18 protein-coding genes are annotated in these 25,053 nt (G+C 72.4%); 6 read left to right on the plus strand and 12 right to left on the minus strand.

Translation table 11 applies throughout. The features are described 5' to 3' along the window. Window positions 1-176 precede the first annotated feature (176 nt). Window positions 177-1,229: a glycosyltransferase gene (locus Q9S71_RS03885; RefSeq protein ID WP_311860626.1), complete on the plus strand. Its 1,053-nt coding sequence runs from the start codon at window positions 177-179 to the stop codon at window positions 1,227-1,229. Here Q9S71_RS03885 and Q9S71_RS03890 read toward each other — a convergent pair. Next, window positions 1,226-2,134 (minus strand): glycosyltransferase family 2 protein, encoded by a 909-nt coding sequence (locus Q9S71_RS03890; RefSeq protein ID WP_311860627.1) that lies wholly within the window; start codon window positions 2,132-2,134, stop codon window positions 1,226-1,228. The genes Q9S71_RS03885 and Q9S71_RS03890 overlap by 4 nt on opposite strands. After that, window positions 2,131-2,901 (minus strand): CDP-alcohol phosphatidyltransferase family protein, encoded by a 771-nt coding sequence (locus Q9S71_RS03895; protein ID WP_311860629.1) that lies wholly within the window; start codon window positions 2,899-2,901, stop codon window positions 2,131-2,133. Before Q9S71_RS03895 ends, Q9S71_RS03890 begins: the two co-directional genes overlap by 4 nt. 82 nt (window positions 2,902-2,983) lie before the next feature. Between Q9S71_RS03895 and Q9S71_RS03900 the strand changes: the two genes are divergently transcribed. The 4 genes from Q9S71_RS03900 (at window position 2,984) to Q9S71_RS03915 (ending at window position 5,893) form a co-directional block, all read left to right on the plus strand. Then, the gene (locus Q9S71_RS03900; protein ID WP_311860631.1) at window positions 2,984-4,009 is read left to right on the plus strand and encodes a glycosyltransferase; all 1,026 of its coding nucleotides are present in this window, start codon (window positions 2,984-2,986) and stop codon (window positions 4,007-4,009) included. Beyond that, window positions 4,006-4,944, plus strand: coding sequence for a glycosyltransferase family 2 protein (locus tag Q9S71_RS03905; protein WP_311860633.1), 939 nt, complete (start codon window positions 4,006-4,008; stop codon window positions 4,942-4,944). Before Q9S71_RS03900 ends, Q9S71_RS03905 begins: the two co-directional genes overlap by 4 nt. A gap of 95 nt (window positions 4,945-5,039) precedes the next feature. Continuing rightward, window positions 5,040-5,492 carry an FAD synthase family protein gene (locus Q9S71_RS03910; protein ID WP_311860634.1) on the plus strand — a complete coding sequence of 151 codons (453 nt, stop codon included), beginning with the start codon at window positions 5,040-5,042 and terminating at the stop codon, window positions 5,490-5,492. A 2-nt stretch (window positions 5,493-5,494) separates the two neighbouring features. Further along, on the plus strand, window positions 5,495-5,893 hold the full coding sequence (locus Q9S71_RS03915) for a hypothetical protein (RefSeq protein WP_253034988.1): 399 nt from the start codon (window positions 5,495-5,497) through the stop codon (window positions 5,891-5,893). A gap of 72 nt (window positions 5,894-5,965) precedes the next feature. Here the strand turns inward: Q9S71_RS03915 and Q9S71_RS03920 are convergent, their stop codons facing one another. Both Q9S71_RS03920 and ypfJ read right to left on the minus strand, forming a co-directional pair. Next, window positions 5,966-7,507, minus strand: a complete 1,542-nt coding sequence (locus Q9S71_RS03920) for a DEAD/DEAH box helicase (protein ID WP_311860637.1) — start codon at window positions 7,505-7,507, stop codon at window positions 5,966-5,968. 192 nt (window positions 7,508-7,699) lie between these two features. Beyond that, complete coding sequence (gene ypfJ, locus Q9S71_RS03925) at window positions 7,700-8,569, minus strand: KPN_02809 family neutral zinc metallopeptidase (RefSeq protein WP_311860639.1); 870 nt, start codon at window positions 8,567-8,569, stop codon at window positions 7,700-7,702. Between the two features lie 120 nt (window positions 8,570-8,689). On the opposite strand from ypfJ, the gene Q9S71_RS03930 reads away from it, so the two are divergent. Further along, window positions 8,690-9,124 carry a recombinase family protein gene (locus tag Q9S71_RS03930; RefSeq protein ID WP_064003946.1) on the plus strand — a complete coding sequence of 145 codons (435 nt, stop codon included), beginning with the start codon at window positions 8,690-8,692 and terminating at the stop codon, window positions 9,122-9,124. Between the two features lie 9 nt (window positions 9,125-9,133). Here Q9S71_RS03930 and Q9S71_RS03935 read toward each other — a convergent pair whose 3' ends face one another. Genes Q9S71_RS03935 through Q9S71_RS03970 form a run of 8 tightly spaced genes read right to left on the minus strand, consistent with a single transcriptional unit; the run spans window position 9,134 to window position 24,907 of the window. Then, window positions 9,134-10,810 carry a serine/threonine-protein kinase gene (locus tag Q9S71_RS03935; RefSeq protein ID WP_311860641.1) on the minus strand — a complete coding sequence of 559 codons (1,677 nt, stop codon included), beginning with the start codon at window positions 10,808-10,810 and terminating at the stop codon, window positions 9,134-9,136. Beyond that, the gene (locus Q9S71_RS03940) at window positions 10,807-12,315 is read right to left on the minus strand and encodes an FHA domain-containing protein (protein WP_311860643.1); all 1,509 of its coding nucleotides are present in this window, start codon (window positions 12,313-12,315) and stop codon (window positions 10,807-10,809) included. The genes Q9S71_RS03935 and Q9S71_RS03940 overlap by 4 nt, the downstream gene beginning before the upstream one ends. Next, on the minus strand, window positions 12,315-13,130 hold the full coding sequence (locus Q9S71_RS03945; RefSeq protein WP_311860645.1) for a PP2C family protein-serine/threonine phosphatase: 816 nt from the start codon (window positions 13,128-13,130) through the stop codon (window positions 12,315-12,317). The genes Q9S71_RS03940 and Q9S71_RS03945 overlap by 1 nt, the downstream gene beginning before the upstream one ends. Beyond that, window positions 13,127-14,170, minus strand: coding sequence for an RDD family protein (locus Q9S71_RS03950; RefSeq protein WP_311860647.1), 1,044 nt, complete (start codon window positions 14,168-14,170; stop codon window positions 13,127-13,129). The genes Q9S71_RS03945 and Q9S71_RS03950 overlap by 4 nt, the downstream gene beginning before the upstream one ends. Beyond that, window positions 14,167-16,479, minus strand: a complete 2,313-nt coding sequence (locus Q9S71_RS03955; protein WP_311860650.1) for a transglutaminase TgpA family protein — start codon at window positions 16,477-16,479, stop codon at window positions 14,167-14,169. The genes Q9S71_RS03950 and Q9S71_RS03955 overlap by 4 nt, the downstream gene beginning before the upstream one ends. After that, window positions 16,476-17,816 (minus strand): DUF58 domain-containing protein, encoded by a 1,341-nt coding sequence (locus Q9S71_RS03960; protein WP_311860652.1) that lies wholly within the window; start codon window positions 17,814-17,816, stop codon window positions 16,476-16,478. The genes Q9S71_RS03955 and Q9S71_RS03960 overlap by 4 nt, the downstream gene beginning before the upstream one ends. Then, window positions 17,816-18,787, minus strand: coding sequence for an AAA family ATPase (locus tag Q9S71_RS03965; protein ID WP_064003569.1), 972 nt, complete (start codon window positions 18,785-18,787; stop codon window positions 17,816-17,818). The genes Q9S71_RS03960 and Q9S71_RS03965 overlap by 1 nt, the downstream gene beginning before the upstream one ends. A gap of 27 nt (window positions 18,788-18,814) precedes the next feature. After that, on the minus strand, window positions 18,815-24,907 hold the full coding sequence (locus tag Q9S71_RS03970) for an Ig-like domain-containing protein (RefSeq protein ID WP_311860655.1): 6,093 nt from the start codon (window positions 24,905-24,907) through the stop codon (window positions 18,815-18,817). Window positions 24,908-25,053 lie beyond the last annotated feature (146 nt).

Below are 25,053 nucleotides of genomic sequence, written 5' to 3' on the forward strand. Positions count from 1 at the left end.
AATCGTCCCCACGCGGATCCGACCCCCAAAGTCGTTTCTCGTTCCCCAACGAGAGATCCCGCCCCCAGCAGGATCGTGCACAACATACGTCCCCCCGCTCTTCAGCGCAAGTGCGATCTTCGCGGGCGCTCCGCGGCGGCCTCGTATGATGACCCCGGGGGGCGACGATGCGAGTCATGTTCGATGCGTTCTGGTGGGGCCGGGGACCCGGGGCGAACCGGACCGTGCAGCGGGAGTTCATCCGCACCTGGGCCGAGGTGTTCCCCGGCGACGAGCTCGTCCTCGCGCTGCGGCAGGATGCCGAGGCCTCGGAAGTCCCCGCGGGCGCCGAGGTCGTGCGCACGAGGCTCTGGCCGCATGCCCTTTCGAACCGCTGGGAGCTCCCGCGGCTGTCCCGCGCCGCGCGCGCCGACGTGAGCGTCGTGCACAACTACGCTCCCCGGTCGGGACGCTCCGTCGTGTTCGTCCACGACGCGATGTTCCACGACAACCCCGAGTGGTTCTCGCGCCGCGAGCGGCTGTACTTCGCCCCCATGCTGCCGTGGGCCCGCCGCGCCGCGGTGGTGTCGACGTCGACAGAGACCGAGGCCCGCCGGATCGCGCGCCTCGCGCCGCGCCTCGCGCCGGTCGCGGTGGGGCTGGGGGTGCCCACGGCTCTGACGGATGCCGCTCCGCGCCGCCCGCGCGCCGTCCCGGAGGGCGCGGAGTTCGCCGTCACGGTCGGGCGCTTGAACGTCCGCAAGAATCTCGCCGCGGTCATCGACGGCGCCCGTCTCGCCGCCTCGGTCACGCCGCGGACGCCGCTGTACATCGTCGGCGGCTCCGCCCACTCCGGGGTGAGCACGGAACTGCCCGAGGGGCTCCGCACCGCCGTCGCCGAGGGACGGGTCGTGTTCCTCGGCTCCCTCGACGACGATGAGGTCGCCTGGCTCTACACGCACGCGGCGCTGGCGATCAGTCTGAGCCTCGACGAGGGGTTCGGGCTTCCCGCCGTGGAGGCGGCGTGGTTCGGTGCGCCGCTCCTCGTCAGCGACATCCCCGTCTTCCGCGAGACCGTCGGCACCTACGCCCGCTTCGTGTCGCCGACGGCGACCGCCGGGGACGTCGCGGCTGCGATCGACGGCGCCTGGGGAGGACGAGCGGATGCCGCGGCCCGCGACGCGGTCGTCGCCCGACACACGTGGCGGTCGGCCGTCGAGCGCCTGCGCGACGCGGCCCGCAGCCGCTAGCCGCGGCCCTTCGCGGGTGCGCCGGCGAGGGCGCGTCGCCCGTCGCGGATGCCGCGTGCCAACGCACGCCACGGCCGGATCGAGCGCAGCTGCGCCCGTCCGCCCTGCATCAGGATCAGCCACGACACCCGCAGGGTCGCCCGCGACCACCTCCGGACCGTCTCCGCGTCGCCGTGCTTGGCGGCGTAGAGGAGTCGGTTCCGGATGTTGAAGTAGTAGTACGTCTCCGACTTCGCACGTCCCCGCACGGCGTCGAGGTGGGTCTGGCCCTCGTCGTGGACCGCGGTGACCGGGAGGGTGCGCAACGAACCGCCGAGATCCAGCACACGCCGCGAGAGGTCGACATCCTCCCAGTACAGGAAGTACTCCTCGTCGAATCCGCCGACCCGCGACCAGAGCTCCGCGGACATCGCGAAGCAGGCGCCGGTCGCCCACTCGTGGCGGGGCCTTCCGGCCCGTTCGGCGCGGCGCCGGGCGCCGGCGATCGATCCGTCGTCGAGGTAGAGGTCGCTGCCGCCGAACCACACGCCGCCCCCTCCGTCGAGGATCGTCGGCGAGACGAGCGCGAGCGGGTCGTCGGCGGCCGCCTGCACGAGTTGCGCCAGGCTCTCGCGGTCGATCGTGGCGTCGGGGTTGAGCGCGACGACGACCTCGGCGCCGCGTTCGAGCGCGAGAGCCGCACCGGCGTTCGTCCCGCCGCCGAACCCGGCGTTGCGTTCGAGCAGCACCGGTACCCAGCCGTGGCGCCGGCAGGCCGCGTCGATGCGCGCGCGTTCGTCCGTCGAACTGAAGCAGTCGACCACGACGACGAATCCGTCCCCGGGCGGCTGCACCGTCGCGGCGTTCGGCTCGAGGATCGCGCTGGCGCCGTAGTTCACGATCACCACCGCCGCGCGGGGTGTCACGGCGCCGGGACCCCAGCGGCCGGAACGGCGGGCTCGTCGGGGGTCGCGACGTCGAGCGCGCGGATCTCGCGGTGCCACTTCACGGCGGCCGCGGCGAGGAAGACCGCGTTCGCGACGAGCAGCAGCGTGTAGGCGGCCAGGAAGAACGGCGGGGCACCCCACAGCACGAACACGAGGCACAGCAGACCGAAGTCGGTCGGCACGAGGACGAGCGAGCGCAGCGCCGTGCCGCCGCCGCGGGCGTGCGTCGACGGGACGCCCTTCTTGCCCTTGAGCAGGTCGTTGAGCAGCATCCCGAAGAAGGTCACGACCGCCACGACGCAGTAGGCCAGTGGCACCACGAGCCACAGGGTGTCGCGTGCGTCGGTGTGCCACCACAGCGCGACGAGGACGCACAGGTGGAGGGATGCCGTCTTGAAGGCGTCCACGAAGTGGTCGAGCCACTCCCCGGCGAGGCTGCCCCCGCCGCGCAGGCGGGCGAGCTGACCGTCGGCCGAATCCCACGCGTAGCCGAGGACCAAGAGCGCCGCGACGAGGCATCCGGTCCACCACTGCGCGGGCGCGACCACCAGCAGGACGAGCGCGCCGAAGGTGTGCAGCGCGCTGATGCCGGTCGCACCGTCGGGAGTGATCCCCCACTGGTGCGCGGCGGCGGCCAGGGCCCTGCCGATGCGCCGGTTGATGTACACCGAGTACGCCGGCGCGCCCCGTGCGTGGCCCTTCTGCGCAGCGGCCAGCCGACCGTACGAGTCCCCGAATGCGCTCATCGCTGTATGCTCCGTCCCCCGACTAGATGCATCGTCCCCGGTCTGAGCATAGGGGATGCGTCAACCTGCCAGACTGTCGGCTATGTCGACCGGTGACCGCCCGCGCGTGATGCAGTCCTTCGGCGCCCCCCGGCCCACATCCAACCCGTACGTCCACATGCTGGACGCCGCCCTGGCCGCCGATGCCGGTCTGGAGCACCTGCGCTTCGACCGGCGGACGGCCCTGTTCGGCCGCTACGACGCCCTGCACTTCCACTGGCCCGAGACGCTCTTCGGCGGCGCGACCCCGCTCAAGCGATTCGTCCGGCGGCTCTTCGGAACCGTGCTGATCGCACGCCTGCGCCTCACGCGGGTGGCGATCGTCCGGACGCTCCACAACGTGGAGTTGCCCGACGTCGACTCGCGATGGGAGCGTCTGTTGCTGCGCTGGGTCGACCGCCGCGCGGACTTCCACATCCGTCTCAACGAGTCCACGCCGGTGCGCGCGGGCGTCCCGTCCGCCGTCATCCCCCACGGGCACTACCGCGACTGGTTCGCCGACGTCGATCCCGTTCCGGCGGAGCCGCGCACGCTTGGGTTCGTAGGGCTGGTCCGCCGGTACAAGGGCGTCGAATCCCTCATCGCCGCCTTCCGCGCGACCGCGGCGGGGCTCGCCGACTGGAGGCTCCGGATCTCCGGCAACCCGTCGAACCGCGAGCTCGCCGACGAGATCCGCACGCTGGCATCCGCCGACGATCGGATCTCGCTCGACCTCCGCTATCTGTCCGAGGAGGACTTCGCGCGCGCGGCCATGTCGAGCGTCGGCATCGTCCTGCCATACCGGTTCATGCACAACTCGGGAACGGCGCTCGCGGCGCTCTCGCTGGGCCGCCCCGTGCTCGTCCCGCGCAACGAGGTCAACACGGCACTCGCCGACGAGGTCGGGCCGGGCTGGGTCTCGATGTTCGACGGCGACCTCACCGCCGACGCCCTTGAGGAGTTCGCGCGGACCGCGGCGACACCGCCCGCAACCGGCCCGGACCTCGACGATCGTGGCTGGTCGCTGGTCGGCATCCGTCATCGCGAGGCCTACCTCCGCGCGATCCGCTCCCGGCGGGGCGGCACGTGAGCGGGACGGCGTCGTTCGTCCTGATCGCGGTGCCGTCCTACCGGCGGCCCGAGCGCCTCGGCAGGCTGCTCACCTCTCTCGCCGGTCACCGCGACGACGTGGCGCCCCTGCGCGTCGAGGTCCTCGTCATCGACAACGACCCCGAGGGCAGCGCGGCCGGTGTCGCGGATGCCGCGAAGGCGGCGTACGTGCCCGAGCCGCGTCCCGGGCTCGCCGCCGTCCGCAACCGTGCGCTCGACGAGGCCCTCGCCCGCGGCGCGGACGCCCTCGTCTTCATCGACGACGACGAGGTCCCCGAGCCGGGCTGGCTGCGGACCCTCGTCGCACCGTGGGCGGCGGGCGAGGCGGACCTGGTGTCGGGCCGCGTGGAATCGACCTTCGACTCCCCGCCGTCCGCGTGGATCACGGCGGGCGGGTTCTTCCGGCGCGTGCGGTTCGCCGATGGTGAGCGGATGCCGGTGGCTCCGACCAACAACCTCCTGATCAGCTGCGCGATCCTCCGGGCCACCGGCATCCGCTTCGATGAGGGCTTCGGTCGTACGGGCGGCGAGGACATCCACTTCACGTCCGCGCTCCACCGTCGCGGCGCGCGGATCCTCGCGGCACCGGACGCCCTCGTCATCGATCACGTCCCCGACGAGCGTGCAACGGCGTCGTGGGTCCTGCGGCGAGCCTTCCGCGTGGGCACGACGACCGCCCGCGGCGACATCGTCCTGACGGGCGGCGCCGCGCGCCGCCTGACCCGCCGCGTCCGGTGGGTCCTCGTCGGCACCGCCCGAGCGCTGGCGGGCGCCGGCCGATGGCTCATCGGCGTCGTCTCCCGATCGGTCTCGCACCGCGCCCGCGGTGCTCGCCTCATCGCCCGCGGGGCGGGGATGGCCGCGGGCGGCGCTGGATTCCGTTACCTCGAGTACCGGCCGCGGAACGAGTCGTGACGCCCCACCCCGCCGTGGTGTAGTCTCCCCCCATCGGGCTTTGGGGGCCCGGTTCGAGTTGGGGCTCGATCTGTCTGCTTGCTGGGGAGCTTGCGATGACTGTGCGTATCGGTTACGCCGCGGGGGCGTTCGACCTGTTCCACGTGGGACACCTGAACATCCTTCGGCATGCCAGGGACAACTGCGATCTGCTCATCGCCGGGGTGGTCAGCGACGAGATGCTGCACCAGGTGAAGGGTGTCGATCCGTTCATCCCGACGTCCGAACGCGCCGACATCGTGCGCGGCATCCGCTTCGTCGACCACGTCCACATCGAGACGGTGCCGAACAAGCTCGACGTGTGGCGGGAGGTCGGGTTCACTCACTTCTTCAAGGGTGACGACTGGCGCGGCACCGAGAAGGGCGACCGCCTCGAGCGCGAGTTCGCGAAGGTCGGCGTCGAGGTCGTCTACTTCCCGTACACCGTCCACACCTCGAGCACGCAGCTGCGTCGTGCGCTCGAGGTCGCCTCTTCCGATCGCGAGCTCGTCCGTTCCGAGTCGGCGTGAGCGTGGCAGCGTCTGACGACGCTGCATCCTCGACGGGTCCCGACGACATCATCGAGCTCTTCGTCGGACAGGTGATCGCTCTGTTCCCGCTCCGGATGAAGAGCGGGCAGATCCCGGGTCGGCCGCAGCCGACCGTGCGGCGGATCTTCCCGCGCTCCCCCGAGCCCGGCACCCCCGTGGACGGCGGTCCGCCGATGCGGGCGCGCACGTACTCGCTGTTCGTCGATGCGCCCGGTCACGGCATCCTGACCGTCGGCGACCATCGCGTCGAGGTCGTCATCCTGCCGCTCGACGTCTCGACGCCGCGCCAGGCGACGGTGTTCCGTATCTCCGCCATCGCCGGTCGGACGATCGACGTCACCGGCGTCGTGATCCAGCCGCCGACGGATGCCGCGGGCTGAGGGACGTCCGACCCGAACGGACGACGAGAGCCACACCCCGGTGGACGGGATGCGGCTCTCGGACGTTCGAGGTCAGCGACCGCCGCGGCGGCCGGCGCCGTTCTGGCGGACGACCGAGCCGACAGTGAGCGACCCGCCCCCGGTGGCGCGACGCCCGGTGCGGCGCGCGCCGCCGGTCGGAGCGGCCTTCGGGGCGCCGTGCGAAGCGGCCTGGCCGTGACCGGCCGTGCGCGCGGGCTGAGCATCGCGACGCGGCGCGTCGGAGGTGCGACGCGACGCCTCCGCGCTGCGACCCTGACCGCGCCCGCGGCCCCCACCCTGGCCCTGGCGACCGCGGTCGCCCTGGCCCTCGCGAGCGGCGCGCTTGCGCTGCGCGTTGGCGCCCTGGCTCTGTCCGCCACCGCGGGTCTGCGGCTGCTCGGGGGCCGGCGCGACGTGGGGGGCGACCTCGCCGACGAGCTCGACGACCGACGCGGATGCCGCGGTCACGGTCTCGGGCGTGACCGAGATCGACGCCTTGCGCAGCAGCTGATCGACGTCGCGACGCTGCTCGGGGAGGACGATCGTGACGACGGCGCCCTCGGCGCCCGCGCGAGCGGTGCGACCCGATCGGTGCAGGTACGCCTTGTGCTCCATGGGCGGGTCGACGTGGACGACGAGCTCGACGTTGTCGACGTGCACACCGCGGGCGGCGACGTCGGTCGCGACGAGCACGCGGGCGGTGCCGGCCGAGAAGGCGGCGAGGTTGCGGTCGCGCTGCGGCTGCGAGAGGTTGCCGTGCAGGTCGACCGAGGGGATCCCCTGCGACGTCAGCTGCTTGGCGAGCTTCTTCGCGGCGTGCTTGGTGCGCAGGAACAGGATGCGGCGGCCCGTGCCCGAGGCGAGGAAGCGCACGAGCTCCTTCTTCTCGTCGGAGCCGGGCACGTGGAAGACGTGGTGGGTCATCGCGGCGACGGGCGAGTGCGCCTCGTCGACGGAGTGCAGCACCTCGTTCTGCAGGAAGCGGTTCACGAGCTTGTCGACGCCGTTGTCCAGCGTCGCGCTGAACAGCATGCGCTGCGCGCCCTGCGGGGTCGCGTTCAGGATGCGGGTGACACCCGGCAGGAAGCCGAGGTCGGCCATGTGGTCGGCCTCGTCGATGACGGTGATCTCGACGGCGTCCAAGCTCACGAGCTTCTGCTGCATGAGGTCCTCGAGGCGGCCGGGGCAGGCCACGACGATGTCAGCGCCGGCGCGGATGGCCTCGACCTGGCGGTTCTGGTTCACACCGCCGAAGACCGTGGCGGTCTTCATGCCGTAGGCCGCGGCGAGCGGCGCGAGGGTGCGGTCGATCTGGGTCGCGAGCTCGCGCGTCGGTGCGAGGACGAGACCGAGGATGCGGCCGCGGCGGCGGGTGCCGCCGGCGAGACCCTGGCCGAGGCGCGCGACCATCGGGATCGAGAACGCGAGCGTCTTGCCCGAGCCGGTGCGGCCGCGGCCGAGCACGTCGCGCCCGGCGAGCGTGTCGGGCAGGGTGTCGACCTGGATGGGGAAGGGGCTGGTCTTGCCCTCCGCGGCGAGCGCGGCGATGAGGGGAGCGGGCACGCCGAGCGTGCCGAACGTGGGTTCAGTCATGAGAGAGCTAACTCGGGCGTGATCGCCCGGATCGGTGTCCCGGGTGCGAGTGCGCAGACGGGTTCGCCGTGAGAAGGAGTCGCCGGCGACGATCGATGGATCGGCAGCGGATGATGCGTTCTACGACGCGAGGGGCACCAGGGAAGGATGCCGCAACCCGCCCAGTCTAGCAGTCGGGGCCCCCGGAGGCCCTCAGAGCTCCCCCGCCGGGACCACGAACGTGTCGCACGCGGTGCTGCCGCCCTCGTACCCCGCCATGAACCACCGCTGTCGCTGCTCGCTCGATCCGTGCGTCCAGCTCTCGGGATTCACCTGCCCGGACTGCTGCTGGATGTGGTCGTCGCCGACGGCGGCGGCCGCGTTGAGCGCATCGTCGATCTGCGCCTGCGTGGGTTCGAGGAGGAACGGCCGACCCTCGGCATCCGTCTGATCGGGAGCGGCGGCGGTCCAGGCGCCCGCGAAGCAGTCTGCCTGCAGCTCGGTGCGCACGGCGTTGCTGTCCTCGCCGGTGCCGTCGCGCGGGTACTCCTCGAAGACGCCGAGGAGGTTCTGCACGTGGTGCCCGTACTCGTGGGCGAGTACGTACAGCTGGGCGAGGTCGCCGCCCTCGGCGCCGAGCTGGCCGCGCAGGATGCTCCAGAACGTCGGATCGATGTAGACGGTGCGATCGGTCGGGCAGTAGAACGGACCGGTCTGATTGGATGCCGTGCCGCACGGCGTCTGCGCCTGCTGTTCCACAAGGACGAGCTTCGGCTTCTCGTAGCCGTCGAGCTCGCTCTGCCAGTACGCGTTGATGACCTCTTCGCCGGCGTCCAGGCGGCAGTCGTCGTTCGCGTTGGCGTCCGCGCCGCTGTCGCAGTTCTCCACGACGCCCTGGTCGGGGGACGTGCCACCCCCGCCGCCCCCGCCGAGAAAGCCGCTGAAGTCCTGCCCCGTGAAAAGCATCAGCAGCAGCACGACGACGGCTCCCGCGCCGCCGGCACCGCCGGCGATCACGGCGCCCCGGCCGCCGCGGCGGGTCGCGCGCGAGCCCCGTACGTCCGCATCCGGGTTGAAGGTCATGCCGGAACGGTACGCCCGCCGATCCCGCGCGCGGAACGGGTTGCGGCGACGGCCTCGACCGTGCTCGGATTCGCGGCACCGCCGTCATCGGACACAATGGGAGCGAGCGAGGAGATCACCGTGGACGCACACGCCGACCAGCCGACACCCGGCGACTACGCCGAGTCGCGCACCATCGCGATCCCCGACGACCCGATGACGGATGCCCCGGGGCTCGCCGCGGTCGATCCGAGCCCCGAGTGGTGGCTCGCCCTGCCCGCCGGATCCCGGCTCGTCGGTCTCGTCGTCTCGCGCCCCGACATGCCGAGCATCGTCGCGCAGCGCGAGGCGCTCGCGAAGTTCGGGGTGCCGATCGCCGGGTTCCGGCATCCCGCCCCCGAGACCGGCGAGACGTGGGAGGACCGGCTCACGCGACTGTTCGGCCGCCTCGGCGCCGGGGACGTCCTCGTCGTCACCGACGTGAAGGCGCTCGGGCGCGACGCGCACGAGGAGACCCGGACGATCGCGGAGCTGCGCCGTCGGTCGGTGATCGTGAAGGTTCTCGACCGGGGCTGATCCGCCCCCTCAGGACGAGGCGCAGAGGCGCGTCGCGTCGCTCGTCGCGCCGTTCTCGCGCCGTACGCTGACGTCGATGCAGACCTGCGTGTCGCCGTCGAGCGGGACGACGACGCTCGTCTTCGCGACGTTCTCGGCGGCCGCCTCGCCGCCGTCGAGCCGCACCCGCTGCCAGACGTAGGTGTCGCCCTCCTGCGGATCGGGGTTGACCCAGCGGAAGATCACCTTGCCGCCTCGCATCGTGTGGTCGCTCTTCTCCGGCGCGGCGATGAAGTCCGCCACCGGGTCCTGCGGCTCGGGGGCGGTCGTCGCCGTCTCCTGCGGGCCCGCCACCTCGGCGGGCGGCGCCAGTGCCGAGGCGACGAGGACCGCACCGACCACGACGACCGCGACGACGGCCGCCGCGATGATGCCGATCCACAGCCCCTTGCGCGAGCGCGCCGGCGGCGCGGTCGTGGCAGTCGCGGGCGCGGGTCCCGTCGCCGCGGGGGTCGCCGCGGGGGTGGCCGCTGTGCGCTGGGGGGCACGCAGCATCGTGCCTTCGTCGACCTCGCTCGTCACCGGAGCGGCCGGCGGGATGGCGGTCGGCGGGCGCAGCACGGTGGCGTCCGCTCTCGTGTCGGCGGGCGCGCCACCGGGCGCCCAACCCGAGGTGTCGCGCTGGACCGTCGCGTCGGGGCCCGTCCCGAAACCGGCGGCGAGAGCCGAACGCTCCCACGTGGGCCCTGCGGCGGGTGCGGTGTGCGGATCGATGCTGACGATGCCCCGCACGCGCGTGAGCTCGCCGTCCTCCTCCTGCTCCTCGACGGGCGGCGCATCGTCGAGGATGTCGATCGGGGTGACCGAGTGCGCGAGCTCGATCTGCACCTTCTGCAGCGCGCGGGCGAAGGCGACGGCCGACTCGAACCGGTCCAGCGGGCGCTTGCTCATCGCCCGCTCGAGCACCTGGAAGAGCGACGCGGGCGCGTCGGGTCGCTCCAGGCGCGCGAGCGGCTCGGATTCGATGCGGCGGATCAGGTCGGCGCCGCCGTTGCGACCGCCGGGCACCTCGAAGGGCGAGCGGCCGGCGAGCAGGTTGTAGACCGTGGCGCCCAGCGCCCACACGTCGGACTGCACCGTGAACTCGGGGGTGTCGGCGAAGGATTCCGGAGGCGACCACGGGATCGACATCCCCGCGGAAGGATCGCGGCCATCGGCGGTCGTCGCGATGCCGAAGTCGGTCAGCGCGGGACGGTTGTACTCGGTGACCAGGATGTTCGCGGGCTTGATGTCGCGGTGCAGGATGCCGGCGCGGTGGGCCGTCTCGACCGCGGCGGCGACCTGGATGCCGACACGGAGCGCCTCGGCGACCGAGATGGGCGCCGAGCGGGCGCGCACCTGCAGGTTCGGCTTGGAGCAGTACTCCATGACGAGGTACGACCGGCCGTCCTCGGCCACCCCGGCCTGGTAGATCGTGACGATGGCGGGATGCGTCGAGAGCATCGCCATGACGTTCGCCTCGGCTTGGAACTGCTCGACGGCGCCGCTGGTCATCTTCTCGGCGAGGAGCACCTTCACCGCCACGCGGCGGCGCGGCAGGGCCTGCTCGTACAGGTACACGTCGGCGAAGCCGCCGGAGCCGAGGACCTGGACGTACGAGAAACCGGGGAGCTGCGGCGGCGCGGCGGGAGCGCGCTTCGCACTCACGGCAGGTCCTCGAAGGTCAGCGTGACACCGTCGCCCAGGTCGAGCACGTCGGCGTCGATGACCATGGTCGGCTCGTTGGGGTGCAGCCGCACGGGGTCGTGTCCGCCGCGCAGCAGGACGGTGCCGTTGGTGCTCGCCAGGTCGACGGCGAGCACGTGCTCACCCTCGGCGCGGATCTCGACGTGGTTGCGCGAGATGTCGTGCTGCGGTCCGTCGACCGCGACGAGCGTGGGCAGCTCGTTCTCGGCGGGGCGGGTCGAGCGCGGGCGTCGACCGACGATGACCGTGCGCTCGAGCTCGATGACCCGCCCGTCGGCGAGGCGGATGCGCCCGCGCGACGGACTGCGCGGCGGGACGTCCTCGATCGAGTCGAAGGCGGATGCCGCGCGCATCGCGCGGGCTTCGGCGACCGACACCGTCGCGCCGTCGTGATCGCCCAGCTCGGCGGCGCCGGGCAGCGGCGGGGCGGGCAGGTGGGGCGGCACGAACGGCGGCAGCGCGGGCACCGGCGCGGTCCCCTGCGCGGCGGTGCGCGGGCTCGCGATGGTCGCTCCGAGCACGGGGTCCTCGTCGATCCCGGCGATGGTCTCGCCCCCGTCGGGCGCGCGGGTCGCCTCGGGGATGCCGGGGGTCGACACCGGCGACCCGCCGAGCGTGTGCACGGGAGGCACCCCGGTCACCAGCCCGGGTACGGCCGGCGGCGCGGGCGGGGAGTCCTTCGCGAGCGTGCGCGAGGAGGCGATCGTCTCGCCGACGTCCTCCGCCACGGCGTCGTGGTCCGGCTCCGCCGGTTCCGGCGTCGCGGGCTCCGGCGTCGCGGGCTCCGGCTCTGCGGCGTGCGGTTCGAGGGCGGCCGATTCTGTGGGCTCCGATTCGGCGGCGGTCGGGTCGGGCTCCGGCTCCGCCGCATCCGACTCCGGCGCTTCCGGCTCCGCGGCATCCGACTCCGCGACGTCGCTCTCGGGTACATCCGCCGCCGACGAGGCCACCTCCGCAGGCTCGGCCACCGGCGACGCGGGGGCCTCGACGGGCGCGGCCGCCGGTGCGGCGTCGCGCGCGACGAGGTCGAAGACGATCTGCGCCGCGGGCACGACCCCGGACTCGATGGGCAGCAGGTCGGCATCCGATCCCGCACCGATGTCGACGCTCACCCGGACGGCGCGCGGCAGGAACCGCTCGGTCCAGGTCGCGACACCCGCTCCCGACACCTCCTCGACGCCGTCCGCCGTCTCGACGACGAGCGAGACGGGGCCGCGCACCGCGACGCGGACGCCGTCACCCTCGGCGACCGCGAGGCCGAACGGCGGGATCGCGGCGAGCGAGGTGCCGAACGCGCCGGTGAGCGAGTCGAGCACGGCGCCGATGCCGCCGCCCTCGAGACGGCGCCACACGCCCTCGACGGCGTGCGGCGTGACCGCGGGGGGCAGCACGGCCAGCGCCGACCCGGTCACCGCCGCACGCCACGCCTCGGCATTGCCGTCGGGCCGATACCGCACTGCGCGCATCAGGCGTCTCCTCCTGCCGCTGCACGCGGCCGTGTGTCCTCATCGGCGTCCGACGACCCGAGGCCGGGCGTCGTGTCCCCCTCATCCTGCCCCGCGACGCGCACGGCATCGACCACGACGGCCGTGATGTTGTCGCGTCCGCCGTGCAGCATCGCCTCGTGGACGAGGCGGGTCGCGGCATCCTGCGGATCGATGACGTCGCGCAGGATGCCGGTGATGCGCTCCTCGGGCACCTCGCCCGAGAGCCCGTCCGAGCACACCAGGATGCGGTCCCCCGCCTCGGCCGCGAGCAGCCAGAAGTCCGCCTCGCCGCCGCTGCCGCCGCCGATCGCGCGCGTGATCTCGTTGCGGCGGGAATCACGACCGGCGGCGTCGCCGGTCAGTTCGCCCGCGTCGATGAGCTCCTGCACGACGGAGTGGTCCACGCTGATCTGCTCGAGCTCGCCGTCCGCGAAGCGGTACGTGCGCGAATCGCCCACGTTGACCGCGAGCCAGTAGCCGTGCCCGCCGACCTCGGTGATCGCGACGCCGCTGAGGGTCGTGCCCGCCGCGCGCCCCGCATACCCGATGCGCTCGACGGCGACGCGGGCACGCGACAGAGCGGCCCGCATCCCCTCGATGCCGACGGAGTCCCGCCCGACGAGGGCGCGGAACGCGGCGACGACCGCCCCGCTCGCGGCGGCGCCGGCGTCGTGGCCGCCCATGCCGTCGGCGACGAGGAACAGGGGGTACTCCGCGAGGTGCGAGTCCTCGTTGACGCGGCGACGCAGCCCCGGGTGGGTCGCCGCTCCGACGCGGACGTCGATCGCCGTCACCGGGCGCTCTCCACCGTGAGCCGCCGGTCGCCGAGTTCGAGGACGTCGCCCGACCACACGCGCGCCCGTCGCCCCGGCATGAGGCGCTGCGGCTGGCCGGCCCGCACGATGACGACCCCGTTGAGGGAATGCCGGTCGACGACCCACGTGCCCTCGTCGTCGGCGCCGATCTCGAAGTGCGTCTTCGACAGCGAGAGCGTCTCGTCGCGCACCGCGGTGCTGCGCCGTCCCGGCTGCTGACCGGGGCCGCGGCCGAACAGGGTGGGCTCGTAGACGGTGTGCCGGGTGCCGTCATCCCACCCGAGGATCGCGATCACCGGGGGCGCGACCCGCTCGGCCGTCGCGGGCCGGCCATCTCGGTGCGGCACGCCGGGAACCGTGGAGATCACGTCGACGGGGAGGGTGCGCGGGATGCGACGGTTCGCAGGGACGGATGCCGGGGCCCACAAGGGCGGCGGCAGAGGGCCCGATGCCGGCACGGCGACGGGCCGGCCGGCACCCGAGGGGGCGGGCGGCGCCGCGGCCGCGAGCACCGCCGGAGCGGGAGCGGGCGCCGGGAGCGGCGCGGGCCGCACGTCCGCCGGGGACTGCTCGACGGGGGCCGACGGGCGCGGGGCGGGTGCCACGTCGACGACGACCGCGCCCGAGGCGAGGTCGTGCCACCCGCGCCGCCAGCGCGAGGAGTCGAACAGCGGCGAGAAGAACCCGACGACGATGCTCGCCGTGAGGCCCCAGAGGAGGTTGCGACCGAGCGCGCGTCCGAATCCGAGTTCGGCGTCGTCGGAGGCGTGGGCCAACCGGACCCCCATGAAGCGCATGCCGAGGGAGCCGCGACCGCCCTGCATCCCGGTGTGCACGAGGAACCAGGCCGTGCTGACGACGCCGAGCACGGGCAGCAGCCAGAGGATCGGGACCGCGGTCACCATCGACAAGGCGACCACGATGCCGACGGCGACCCCGTTCACGGCGGCCGCGATCGCGCAGTCGATGACGACGGCGAGGATGCGGTGACGCATCGTCGCGGGCACGCGGGCGGTCATGGCCGTCGCGCCGTTCGCCGGATCCCACCCCGTCGCAGCGAGCGCAGACTCAGGCGGGCGCGCAGCCGCTGCCAGAACGTGGCACCGCCCGCCATGCCCGCGACGATCTCGTCGACCTCGCGCCAGAACGCGTCGACGTCCGCCGGCGTGGGGTCGCCGGGGCCGTACACCTCGGCGTCGGCGCGCTGAGCGAGGGTCGCGACGCGGGGACCGTCGAAGGTCTCCCCCACGGCGCGGGCACTCTCGGCGCGCGTGGACCCCGGCGGCACCGCGACGCGGTAGTCCACGGCGCGGTCGACGAGCTCGTCCCACCCGCCCGACACCCGGTCGGCGGTGCGCTCGGCGCGCAGGCGGCGGGTGCGGCGGGCGGCCTTCACCCCGCCGATCACGAGGAACGGCGACAGCAGCAGGAGGAGGGTGCCGAGACCGATCCCGGTCCACAGAAGCACCGGTCCGAGCCAGTCGAGCCCCGGAGGCTCCTCCTCGTCCTGGTCGCGCTCCTCGGCGAGCGCCGGCGGCAACTCCGCCGGCTCCTGCGCGGGCGGGGGCGGCTGCAGGACCTGCGGCTTCGGGTTGGCGCGCGGCTTCGTGTTCTGCTGGCTCGGCTCGTTGTCCTCGTCGGGGGTCGGATCGAAGGTCACCCATCCGGCATCCTCGAACGCGATCTCGACCCAGGCGTGCATGTTGTCGCCGGTGGCGGTGAAGACCCCGCTCCCGTCCTGCTCGCCCTCGTCCGGGTACCAGCCCATGACCACCCGCGCCGGCATGCCGAGCTGCAGGGCCATGAGCGCCATCGTCACGGCGTACTGCTCGTCGTCGCCGACCATCTGCTCGTTCGAGACGAGCATCGTGACCCGAGCGGCTCCGTGCCCGGAGGGTGAGTAGACGTCGTCGGCCAGACCGTGGCTGAAGTAGCCCTCGCTCTGCAGGTAGCTCTCGAGCGCGCGCGCCCGTTCGATCGGGGTCTCGGCTTCTTCCGTGGCGTCCGAGGCGAGTTCGCTGAGGGACTGGGGGATGCCGGTCTGCCGCGGCATCTTCAGCGGGGCGAACTGCTGGTCGGCGAGTTGCTCGTCCGTCGGCTCCACAGGCACGGTCGTGTCGATCGTGTACTGGTCGCCGGAGTGGACCCCGGAGGTGACGACGGCGGTGCCGGTGCCGTCGTTGAAGTGCGCGCCACGGCGCAGGTCGTTCGCCCGATCACCGGCGAAGGTGATCTCGTGGGCGGAACCGACCGACGGCAGCCAGACGCCGTCGAGGTTCTCGATGTCGACGCGCACGGTCGCTTCGTCGCCCTTCGCCTGCGGCGACATGTTGGACCGGACGGGGGTGAAGGCGCTCGACGAGCCCGCGCCGTCCTCGGCGACGTTGTAGACGATGCCGTCGTAGGCGTCCATCGTCGCGAGCCGAACGCGAGCGTCGTCGGGGAGGCCGCTCAGGGTGAACAGGGGTTCGCTCTCGAAGTCGCGGACGTACCCGCGCCAGGACTGCAGGGGGCTCGCGTAGTCGTGGATGTCGAAGGGCGGCACGACGAAATCGCGCAGGATGTATCGCTGCGTGGGCGGGGCGGCGGTCGCTGCGACGGCCGCCCCCGCTCCGGTCGCGAGGGCGACGACGACCCCGCCCGAGACGAGGCGGCGCAGGCGTGCGGCACGCGAGGCATCCGCCCCGGGGGTCGCGGCCTCGACCGCGGTGCGCTCCGGGCTCCACAGGGTGCGCAGCGCCAACCAGACGACGGCGACGATGACGAACAGGGCACCCTGCACGATCGGGGCGACGGTCTGCGCCGTGCCGAGCAGGATCTCGCCGGCGATGAAGGCGGACGCCGGGATCAGCGCCCACGCGGGCCGACGCAGCCGCAGCGCGAGCGATGCGGTCAGCACCGACGCCACGAGCGTCATGAGGAACGGGACGATCAGGTGGCCGTCGTCGGGCGCGACGGGGGGCACCGTGGTCAGCAGGTCCTTCCACGCCGTCACGATGCCGAAGGCGAGCTGACGCCACGTCTCGAGGGTCGGGATGACGCCGAGGAACGTCGTGGCGGGCAGGGCCAGCGCGCCCCCGAGCAGGAAGTACACGGCGACGGTCGCGCCCGCGAGGGTCAGCACCCCCCAGCGCCACCTCGCGCCGACCCACGCGAGGGCGATGCCGACGACGAGGGCGCCGACGGCGGCGACGAGGTAGGTCGCGCCCTCGAACGTCGCCGCGAAGCCGACGATGCCGACGGTGATGAGGAGGACGACCGCGCCGACGTCGGCGACGAGGCGACGCCACGTCGACCCGGGGAGCAGGAGGAAGCGCAGCCGGTTCACGACAGGACCTTGCGGATCGCGTTCGGGAGCTGGTCCAGCTCACCCAGGGCCATGACGTCGGCGTCGCCCACGCGGCGCAGTGCCGGGGCGTCGAGGCGGCTGTCGGCGATGATCGCGAGCGTGCGCACACCGAACGGCACGCGCGAGCAGGCGAGCCGGAGCTGCCCCGCGTCGACCGTGGACCCGCAGATGAGGACGGCCACGGCGGCATCCGGGGAATGCGCGGCCAGGATGCCGGCGAGCGCGACGATCCCGCCCTCGCGGGGCTTGCTGGTCTCGATGGCCGCGAGGGAGTCGAGGTAGCGGCGTCCGGACTCGGCGCGGATCTTGCCCGCCGAGGTGCGGACGTCGAGGGTCCGGGAGTCGCGCAGCGCGCGCAGGCCGATCGAGCCGGCGATCGAGATCGCGGTCTCGAACTCCTCCGGGTCGCGGTACTCGCCGGGGTGGGTGGAGAGGGCGACGACGAAGTGGGAGCGCCGGGTCTGCTCGTACTCGCGGACCATCAGGGTGCCGGTGCGCGCCGTCGACTTCCAGTGCACGTGGCGCAGGTCGTCGCCGGGCTGGTAGTCGCGCAGCGCGTGGAACGACACGTCGTCGCGCGCGAGGTGCTGGTCGGGCAGGCCCTCGAGGTCGCGCATCTGGCCGAGCGACAGACCGTCGAGCGGCAGCGTGCGGGGGTGGACGAACAGGTCGACCGCCTGCCGGCGATCGTGGGTGCGCTCGAACAGGCCCAACGGGTCGCCGCGGAGCACGCTGACGGGACCGACCGCGAGCACGCCGCGGGCGGTCGTGGGGATGGCGAACAGCTCCTCGTGCTCGGCGCCCGTGGCCAGGCGCGGGACCTGGAACAGACCGCGGCCGGCGCCGACGGGCAGGACGACCTCCGACGGGAGCAGCGATCGCGAGGTGCGGTTCGCGAGGGTCAGCGCGCCGACGGCACGCTCCCCCACGACGACGCGGGTGCGGGTCAGGTCGAGGTCGACGTCGTAGGCGGTGCGGCCGAAGAGGAAGACGGCGCAGAGCAGCGCGAGGATCGTGGCCACCACCGCGGCGACGAACGCTTCCTGCCATCCGAGGGCGAACGCGGTGATCCACAGGACGACAGCGGCCGCGATGACCACCCAACCGGTGACCTGGATCACATCCGCGATGACCGCGATGCGGGCCCCGGCGCGGCGCGCCCACACCCCGGCATCCTCCCGCACCTTCTCCCAGCGCGTCGCCTGACGCGGGGCGAGCTGGGGCGCGTCGGTGGTCTCGTCCGGGGCGTCTGCGGGCACGCCGGAGGGGCCGGGCGCGTCGGGCGCCGTGGCCACCGTCTCCGGCGTCATCGTCATCAGGCCGACGCCCTCGCGAGGGGTGCCTCGACCTGGCCCAGCGCGCGCTCGATGACCGACTCCGAGGTCGTGCCGGCGAACTCGGCCTCGGGGTCGAGGACGAGACGGTGGGTCCAGACGGGTGCGGCGAGCGCCTTCACGTCGTCGGGGATGACGTAGTGACGTCCCTGGGATGCCGCGACGACGCGCGCGATCCGCATCATCGAGATCGCGCCGCGCACCGAGACGCCGAGCTTCGTGGCATCCGACTCGCGCGTCGCCTCGACGAGCTGGGCGGCGTACCGCGCGACGGCGGGGTCGACGTGGACGGATGCGGCCAGGTCGGCCATGTCGGCGACGGCCTTGGTCGTGATGACGGGGCTCAGCTTGCCGGACGGGTTGCGGTCGACCTCGCCGGCAAGGATCCGCTCGGCGACGGCGAGCGACGGGTAGCCGATCGAGGTCTTGATCATGAAGCGGTCGAGCTGCGCCTCGGGCAGCTTGTAGGTGCCCGCCTGCTCGATCGGGTTCTGCGTCGCGATGACGAGGAACGGGCGGCCGACCTCGTGCGGCACACCGTCGACGGTGACCCGCGACTCCTCCATCACCTCGAGGAGCGCCGACTGGGTCTTCGGCGAGGCGCGGTTGATCTCGTCCGCGAGCACGATCGACGCGAAGACGGGTCCCTTGTGGAACTCGAACTTGTGGTTCTGCTGGTCGTAGATCGTGACACCCGTCACGTCGGAGGGCAGCAGGTCGGGCGTGAACTGGATGCGGGTGGACGTGCCCTGCACGCTGGCAGCGAGCGCCTTCGCGAGGCTGGTCTTGCCCGTACCGGGCGCGTCCTCGAGGAGCACGTGTCCCTCGGCGAGCATCGCCGCGAGGACGAGGCCGACGACCTCGCGCTTACCCATCAGCGCCTGGTCGACGTTGTCGACGAGACGCGTGAACGTGTCGCGGAACCAGGCCGCCTGTTCGGGGGTCATGCTCATTCGTTCAGTCCTTGCTCTCGAAGGGGGTCACCAGCGACTGGTCTCGTATCGCTTGCCGTTGAGGGTCACCCAGACCTCGGCATCCGGGAAGCCCCAGTAGCAGCCGAGTTGCACTTCGCCGTTGGCGGGGAAGTAGCGGCTCTCGTTGGCCGTGTCGAAGCGCGATCCGTTGCCGTAGCAGTCGTACGCGTAGGTGCCCGGGGTGAAGTCGGAGACGGTCACCTTGAAGTAGGCGCACGCCGAACCGCTGCAGCCAGGCTGACCGCTGGCGCTCGAGCCGCGGCTCACGCGCGCCCGCGGGTCCGGCGGCGGCGGAGGTGCGGCCGTCGTCGCGCTGTCCTGCGCCGTCGTGGGCTGGCTGCCCTCGGCGCTCGTGCGCACCTCGATCGTGCGGGTCTCGCTGTAGTTCAGCCCGCTGTAGGTCTCGGAGCCCGACGCGGCGACCTGACGCCACCCGCGCCCGTCACCGGTGCGGATCTCCGTCGTGACGGGACGACCGTTCTCTGCCGGCGAGCTCCATTCCATGGTGATCTGGCGCTCATTGGTCCGGGTCGCCTTGGCCGTCGGGTTGCCGATCTGGCCGTAGGGCCGCACCTGGTTGGATGCCGCCGAAGCCGGCCCCTCGTAGGTGGTGCCGTCGGCCGTGGCCACCGCGCGGATCTGGATCGTGTAAGCGCCGTTGTTGTTCACCGCACCGTTGCCGATCGTGCCGGAGGTCCCCGAGCCGCCGCCGGCGACCCAGTCGGCCCGCCAGCCGTTCCCGTTCACGCTGTACTGGTACTGGATCTCGTTCGCGTTCGCGCCGTTGGACGCGCCGGGCTCCCACTGCACGACGACCTGGTTGTCCCCCTCGCGCGCCGCGACGTTCGTCGGCGCCCCCGGCGGGGTGAACGCGCGTCGCGGCGCGGACTGGGCGCTGCGATCGCCCCATCCCGCCTTGTTCTGCGCGCGGACGTCGTAGGTGTAGTCGGACTGCGACGTGTCGACGACGACGGCCTGGCTGGTCTGCCCGGCGGGCACGGCGATCGTGTCGACGACGTTGCCACCGCGGATCACGCGGAGCTCGTACCCGTCGATCGCGTCGCCGTTGTCGGCGGGCTGGTTCCACGACACGCGCATCTGCGCACGGTTGCCCACCGGCTCGAGCCGGGCCACGCTGGGCGCACCGGCGGCCGCAGGCGGAGCGGCCGGAATCTCACCGGCGGACCACTGCGAGAAGTCCGACGGCTCGGGAGCGCGGTTGTGGGCGCGGACGCGCACCTGGTACTCGGTGCCGTTCTGCAGACCCTCCCAGCGGTGCGTGTTGCCCGTGAGGCCCGTCTTCTGGGCGACGCCCGACGGCGGCGCAGGGGAGATCTCGAGGGTGTAGCTCTCCACCGGAGAACCCTCGGTGCGCGGCGTCTTCCACGCGATATCGAGGCTCCGGTCGCCGAACTTCAGCGTCGGCGGGGCCGGCTGGTCGGGCCGCACGTCGGGCCGCGCGGTCTCCGACGGCACCGACGGGTCGGACTCGCCGACGCTGTTGGTCGCGGTGACGACGAAGTTGTACTCGACGTTGTTCGTCAGCCCATCGAGCGTGCAGGTCGTCGACGGGCACTCGCGGGTGTAGCCGCCCGCCGTCGAGGTGACCGTGTAGCCCTCGATACGGCGGCCGTTGTCGACCGGCGGCGTCCAGCTGAGAACGACCGTTCGGCTCTCCACCGCCGTCACGGTGGGCTTGCCGGGCGCGTCGGGGCGTCCCTGGACCGTGATCCTGATCCGGCCCTCGACGGCACGATCGGCGTCCTCGGTGGCATCCAGCACCCGGTACCGCACCACGACGTTGCCGACGAAGTCCGACGGGGTCGTGACGTCCACGCGGTCACCGTTGACGACAGCGCGACCCTGACCGGTCTCGAGGTTCGCCGACACGAGGCGCAGCGGCGTCTCGGGGAACGGGTTGACGTCGTTGGTGAGCACGTCGACGGGGATCGTCTCGCCCTGGTCGGCCTGCGGGATGACGTCGTCGTTCAGGGAGGCGAGCTCGCGCGTCGAGGCCGTCACCCGCACCTGGATCGTCGCCTCGACGGGATCCGTCTGGTTGTCGGTCACCCGTACGGTCAGCGGGAACGCCGTGCCCTTCGGTGTGTCCGCGGCAGCCCCGACCGAGAGGGTGCTGCCCTCGATCTGCGCGGTCGTGCCGGCCGGCGCGTCGGATGCCAGCGAGAAGGTGAGGTTGTCGAGATCGCCGGGGTCGGGGTCGGTCACCAGCTCGCGCAGACCGAGCGTCGCGGGGTCCTCGCCGGGCGCGACGTTGAGCGACGCACCGACCATCGTCGGCTGCTCGTTGTCGGGGGGCGTCACCGTGATCGGGATCGTCAGCGTCGCCTTGCGCCCGTTCTCGTCGTCGGGCCCGTTGCCGTCGGTGACCTCGAAGGTGAGCGCGTCGGAACCGAAGTAGCGCTCGGCCGAGGTGTAGACGAGCGTGCGCTCGTCCTTCACGAGGTTGGCGCCGTTGCTGTGCGAGGCCGCCACCTTCTCCTGCTCGGTGATGACGACGTCACCGCCGCCGGACGCGCGGACGTACTCCGAGAGCGGCAGCTCGATCGTCTCGCCGCTCTTGACGGTGACCCCTTCCGTCGAGATCAGCGTCGGCGGAAGGTCGGCCAGTGCCGGCACGTGGACGAACGCCGCGGCGACCTGGTCGTCCTCGTCCTGGACGAGGTACGTGATCAGCTGACGCTCGTCGCCCACCGTGAGACTCACGCGCCCGTCCGAGAGGACGCGTGCGTTCTCGCCGCCCTCGCCGAGCGAGACCTCGAGCGCGGAACGGGTGCCGTCGGGGTCGTCGTCGTTCTCGAGGACGTCGACGACGACGGTGCCGTCCTCCCCCACGTCCTCGGCGAGAACGCGGTCGTCCCGCGCGACGGGTCGGGCGAGCGGCACGTCCGGGTCGACGGTGATCTGTACGGCCGTCGTGGCCTTCAGCCCGCGCTCATCGGCGATCGTGTAGAGCACGCTCGTCTGCATCGGCTCGTCAGGGGCGGTGATCAGCAGCTGCTGGCCCGAGACCTCAGCATCCAGCCCGGGGACGTCCGGCACCTCGACGGCGTTCTCGGCGAACCCGAAATCGTCACCGTCGGGATCCGAGTCGTTCTGGAGCACGTCGACCGCGACGGTGCGGCCGGGACGCATCGTGATCGAGTCGCGCACGGCGTACGGCGCCTGGTTCGTCGACTCGGCCGGGGCGATGCCGACCTCGACGAGTCCCGTCGCCTCCTTGCCGAGGTTGTCGCGGACGCGGTAGCGGAAGCGGTCGACGCCCACCGAATCCTCGAAGGCGGTGTACGTGAACGAGTCCGCCTCGATCCCCGTGACCTTGCCCTTCTTCGGCGAGGAGGCGAGGCCGACGAGCTGCACCGAGTCGCCGTCGGCATCGATCCCGTTGAGGTCGATGGGGACCTGCGTGCCCGATCCGCTGAGCGCGCGGACCGTCACGTCGCGCGGACGCGGAGCGGCGTTGGCCTCGTCGTCCCGCGGCAGGATGCGGATGGTGACGTAACCGGCATCTCGCTGCCCGGTCGAGTCCTCGACCTCGTACGTCGCGTTGACCGTCTTGGGCTCGGTGCCGGCACGGAAGCGCAGGGTGTCCTCGGACACGAACAGATCGCCGTCGGCCTCGTCGACCAGGGGCGGCACCAGCTCGGGCGAGACGTGGATCTCGTCGCCGTTCGGGTGGTAGTCGTTGTCCATCACGGGGATCGTGACGACGTCGCCGACCCGAACGACGGCCTCGTCGTCGAGTGCGGTCGGGGGCTTGAGCTTCTCGGGTGCCGGGACGGGGATGACGATGATCTCGCCGTCGGCCGACTGCGAGCCGTTGGAGATCCGGTACCGGATGCGGACCTGCTGGTCGAGCGCGGACTGGTCGCTCACCCGGATCGTCTCGTGACCGAGGACGGCGGCGGTGAGGCCGCTGTCCGGCTCGACCGAGACGGACTGGACGACCAGGATGCCGCCCGCCGGGTCCGTGTCGTTGCCCAGGACGTTGACGAGCACGTCCCCGCCGGTGGGGAGCAGCGCGACGTCGCGCACCGCGATGGGTGCGACGTCGGCATCCTCTTCGGGGAGCACATCGATGCGCACGATCCCCGGAGCGGAGTTCGCGCCTGCAGAGGCCAGGTAGGTGGCGTAGTACGTTCCGGTCCGCGAGGCCTGGAACGTGAACGACTTGTCCGGGTAGTCGCGGGTCACGGTGCCGTTCTCGACGTCGTCGACGCGCGTGAGCCGCAGCTGCTCGCTCCCTGTGCTCGTGTCGTTGCTGAGCGGGCGGACGGTGACGGGGCGGTCGGGACGGGTGACGACGTGGTCGGCGTTCGTGACCGGAAGCGTCGTGCCGAGGGGACGGATGTCGTACCGCGCGACGCCGGCGCCGTCCTCGTTGCCGTCGGAGACCTTGATCGGAACGTCCTTGCGCCCCTGGACTCCGCCGATCGCGCGATAGGTGATCTGGCCGTCCGAGGTGAACTCGGCTTCGTCGCCGCCGTCGGGCGTGACGCTCTGGAGGAAGATGTCGTCGCCGTCGGGGTCGACCCAGTCGCTGAGGACGTTGTACGAGACGACCCCGTTGGTCTCGACGGTGATCGCCGTCTTGCGCTTCTGGACCGGCGGGGAGTTCTCGCTCAGGGGCCGGACGGTGAGGGACACGCGGGCCGTGTCCTTGCCCTTGCGGCCGTCGTCGACCTCGTAGGTGAACGTCGTCGTGCCGCTCGCGTCCTCGGGCAGCTCGATCTGCAGCGCCGTCCCGTTGTAGATCGGGGTGACCTCACCGATCGACGGCTTGGCCGTGACCTTCGCGACGAGCACATCGCCGTCGGCGTCGAGGTCGTTCTCGAGCACGGGGAGCACCGTGGTGCGGCCCGGGCGCACACCGTAGCGGTCGTTCTCGGCGACCGGAGGGGTGTTCTTCTCGGTCCGCTCGGGGAGCGTCGACTGGATCGTCTCCTCCGTCGTCTCCTCCTCTTCCTCACCCTCGCCCTCGGGCGGCGTGAGGTCCTCCCAGTTGTCGACCTGCTGGAGGGCGTCGCTGGCCATCCAGGCGGACCCGCCGAAGATGTCGTTGAGGACCACGACGTCGCGGTTCACGCGGAAGCGGAGCTGGCTCGAGCGGTCGATCCCCTCGACCGTCTTGGTGAGGTCGTCCTCGTCGCCGACGCAGTCGCGGACGAAGGAGCCGGAGCCCGACCAGGCCCCGTACGCGCACCCCGCGACGTAGACCGGCTGCGCGGGAGCACCGCCGTCACCGGCATCCGTCGTGACCGGATCGCCGCCCGCGAGCGGGACGCGCACCAGCTGGGTGGGAGTCGCGAGCGTGACGGTGTCGGTCACGTTCGAGGGCTGCTGCAGGATCGCCTCGTCGGGCACCTGGGTGACGAGGCCGTCGCTCGTGTACAGCGTCGAGGACGTGCGGTCGAGGACGACGCTCACGCCGCCGACGGACGTGATCGCCAGCTCGTCGCTCTTCTCGATGCCCTCGAGCTCGCGCTCGGCGGTCTGGACGAACACGCCCTGCGCGTCGGGCGCATAGGCGTACAGCACACCCTTCTCGGCGGAGACGGCGTAGACGAGGCCCGCCGTGCTGACCGTGACCGCGGCGCCCCGGCCGAGCTCGGCGATCGGATCACCGGCTTCCTTGCCGACGGCGGCGAGCGAGGTGAACGGTGCGGCACGCAGCGCACCGCCTTCGTCCATCGTCGCGACGGTCGGGCCGCCCAGCACGACCTGGGCGTTCGAGGGCAGGTCGGCCTTGTCGGAGAGCACGACACGAGCCGGGTCGATCGCCGTGGCGGTGTTCTCGGTCTGGTCGGTGACCAGGACGCGGTTGCCCGCCTGCTGGATGTCGTACTCCTGCGACAGCGTGCGGAGGCCGCCGTCGAGGAGGCGCGACTCGTTGTTGAAATGCCCGACCAGCAGGCTCGTCTGCTTCGTCAGCCAGACGCCGCCGTCGTTCAGTTCGACCTCGGTCGTCGGCTCGCCGTCGTAGGTGAGCGCGAGGACACCGACGGCGACCACGGCGGCGGTCACGGCGCCGATCGATGCCATCGTGCGGGGCCGTGAACGGAGCCAGGCGAAGGACTTCATGAGCGTTCTGACTCCCCCCGGGCAGACGAGTTCGCAGGACCGACGGCCTCCGATCGATCGACCGGAAGGCACGGCGTGGTGGACGGCATAAAGCCTAAGCGAGGGACCAATTTCGGGCGAGCGCGTGACGTGGGGAGTTCTCCCCT

Origin of the sequence: Microbacterium gawkjiense (assembly GCF_031932225.1) — a bacterium.
Lineage (GTDB): Bacteria > Actinomycetota > Actinomycetes > Actinomycetales > Microbacteriaceae > Microbacterium > Microbacterium gawkjiense.

What these genes read in the sequence shown, in the direction of transcription:
- Q9S71_RS03885 (WP_311860626.1), top strand. Translation starts at nt 177, where the DNA reads ATGTTCGATGCGTTCTGGTGGGGCCGGGGACCCGGGGCGAACCGGACC.
- Q9S71_RS03895 (WP_311860629.1), bottom strand. Translation starts at nt 2,901, where the DNA reads ATGAGCGCATTCGGGGACTCGTACGGTCGGCTGGCCGCTGCGCAGAAG.
- Q9S71_RS03900 (WP_311860631.1), top strand. Translation starts at nt 2,984, where the DNA reads ATGTCGACCGGTGACCGCCCGCGCGTGATGCAGTCCTTCGGCGCCCCC.
- Q9S71_RS03910 (WP_311860634.1), top strand. Translation starts at nt 5,040, where the DNA reads ATGACTGTGCGTATCGGTTACGCCGCGGGGGCGTTCGACCTGTTCCAC.
- Q9S71_RS03920 (WP_311860637.1), bottom strand. Translation starts at nt 7,507, where the DNA reads ATGACTGAACCCACGTTCGGCACGCTCGGCGTGCCCGCTCCCCTCATC.
- ypfJ (WP_311860639.1), bottom strand. Translation starts at nt 8,569, where the DNA reads ATGACCTTCAACCCGGATGCGGACGTACGGGGCTCGCGCGCGACCCGC.
- Q9S71_RS03940 (WP_311860643.1), bottom strand. Translation starts at nt 12,315, where the DNA reads ATGCGCGCAGTGCGGTATCGGCCCGACGGCAATGCCGAGGCGTGGCGT.
- Q9S71_RS03950 (WP_311860647.1), bottom strand. Translation starts at nt 14,170, where the DNA reads ATGACCGCCCGCGTGCCCGCGACGATGCGTCACCGCATCCTCGCCGTC.
- Q9S71_RS03960 (WP_311860652.1), bottom strand. Translation starts at nt 17,816, where the DNA reads ATGACGATGACGCCGGAGACGGTGGCCACGGCGCCCGACGCGCCCGGC.
- Q9S71_RS03965 (WP_064003569.1), bottom strand. Translation starts at nt 18,787, where the DNA reads ATGAGCATGACCCCCGAACAGGCGGCCTGGTTCCGCGACACGTTCACG.
- Q9S71_RS03970 (WP_311860655.1), bottom strand. Translation starts at nt 24,907, where the DNA reads ATGAAGTCCTTCGCCTGGCTCCGTTCACGGCCCCGCACGATGGCATCG.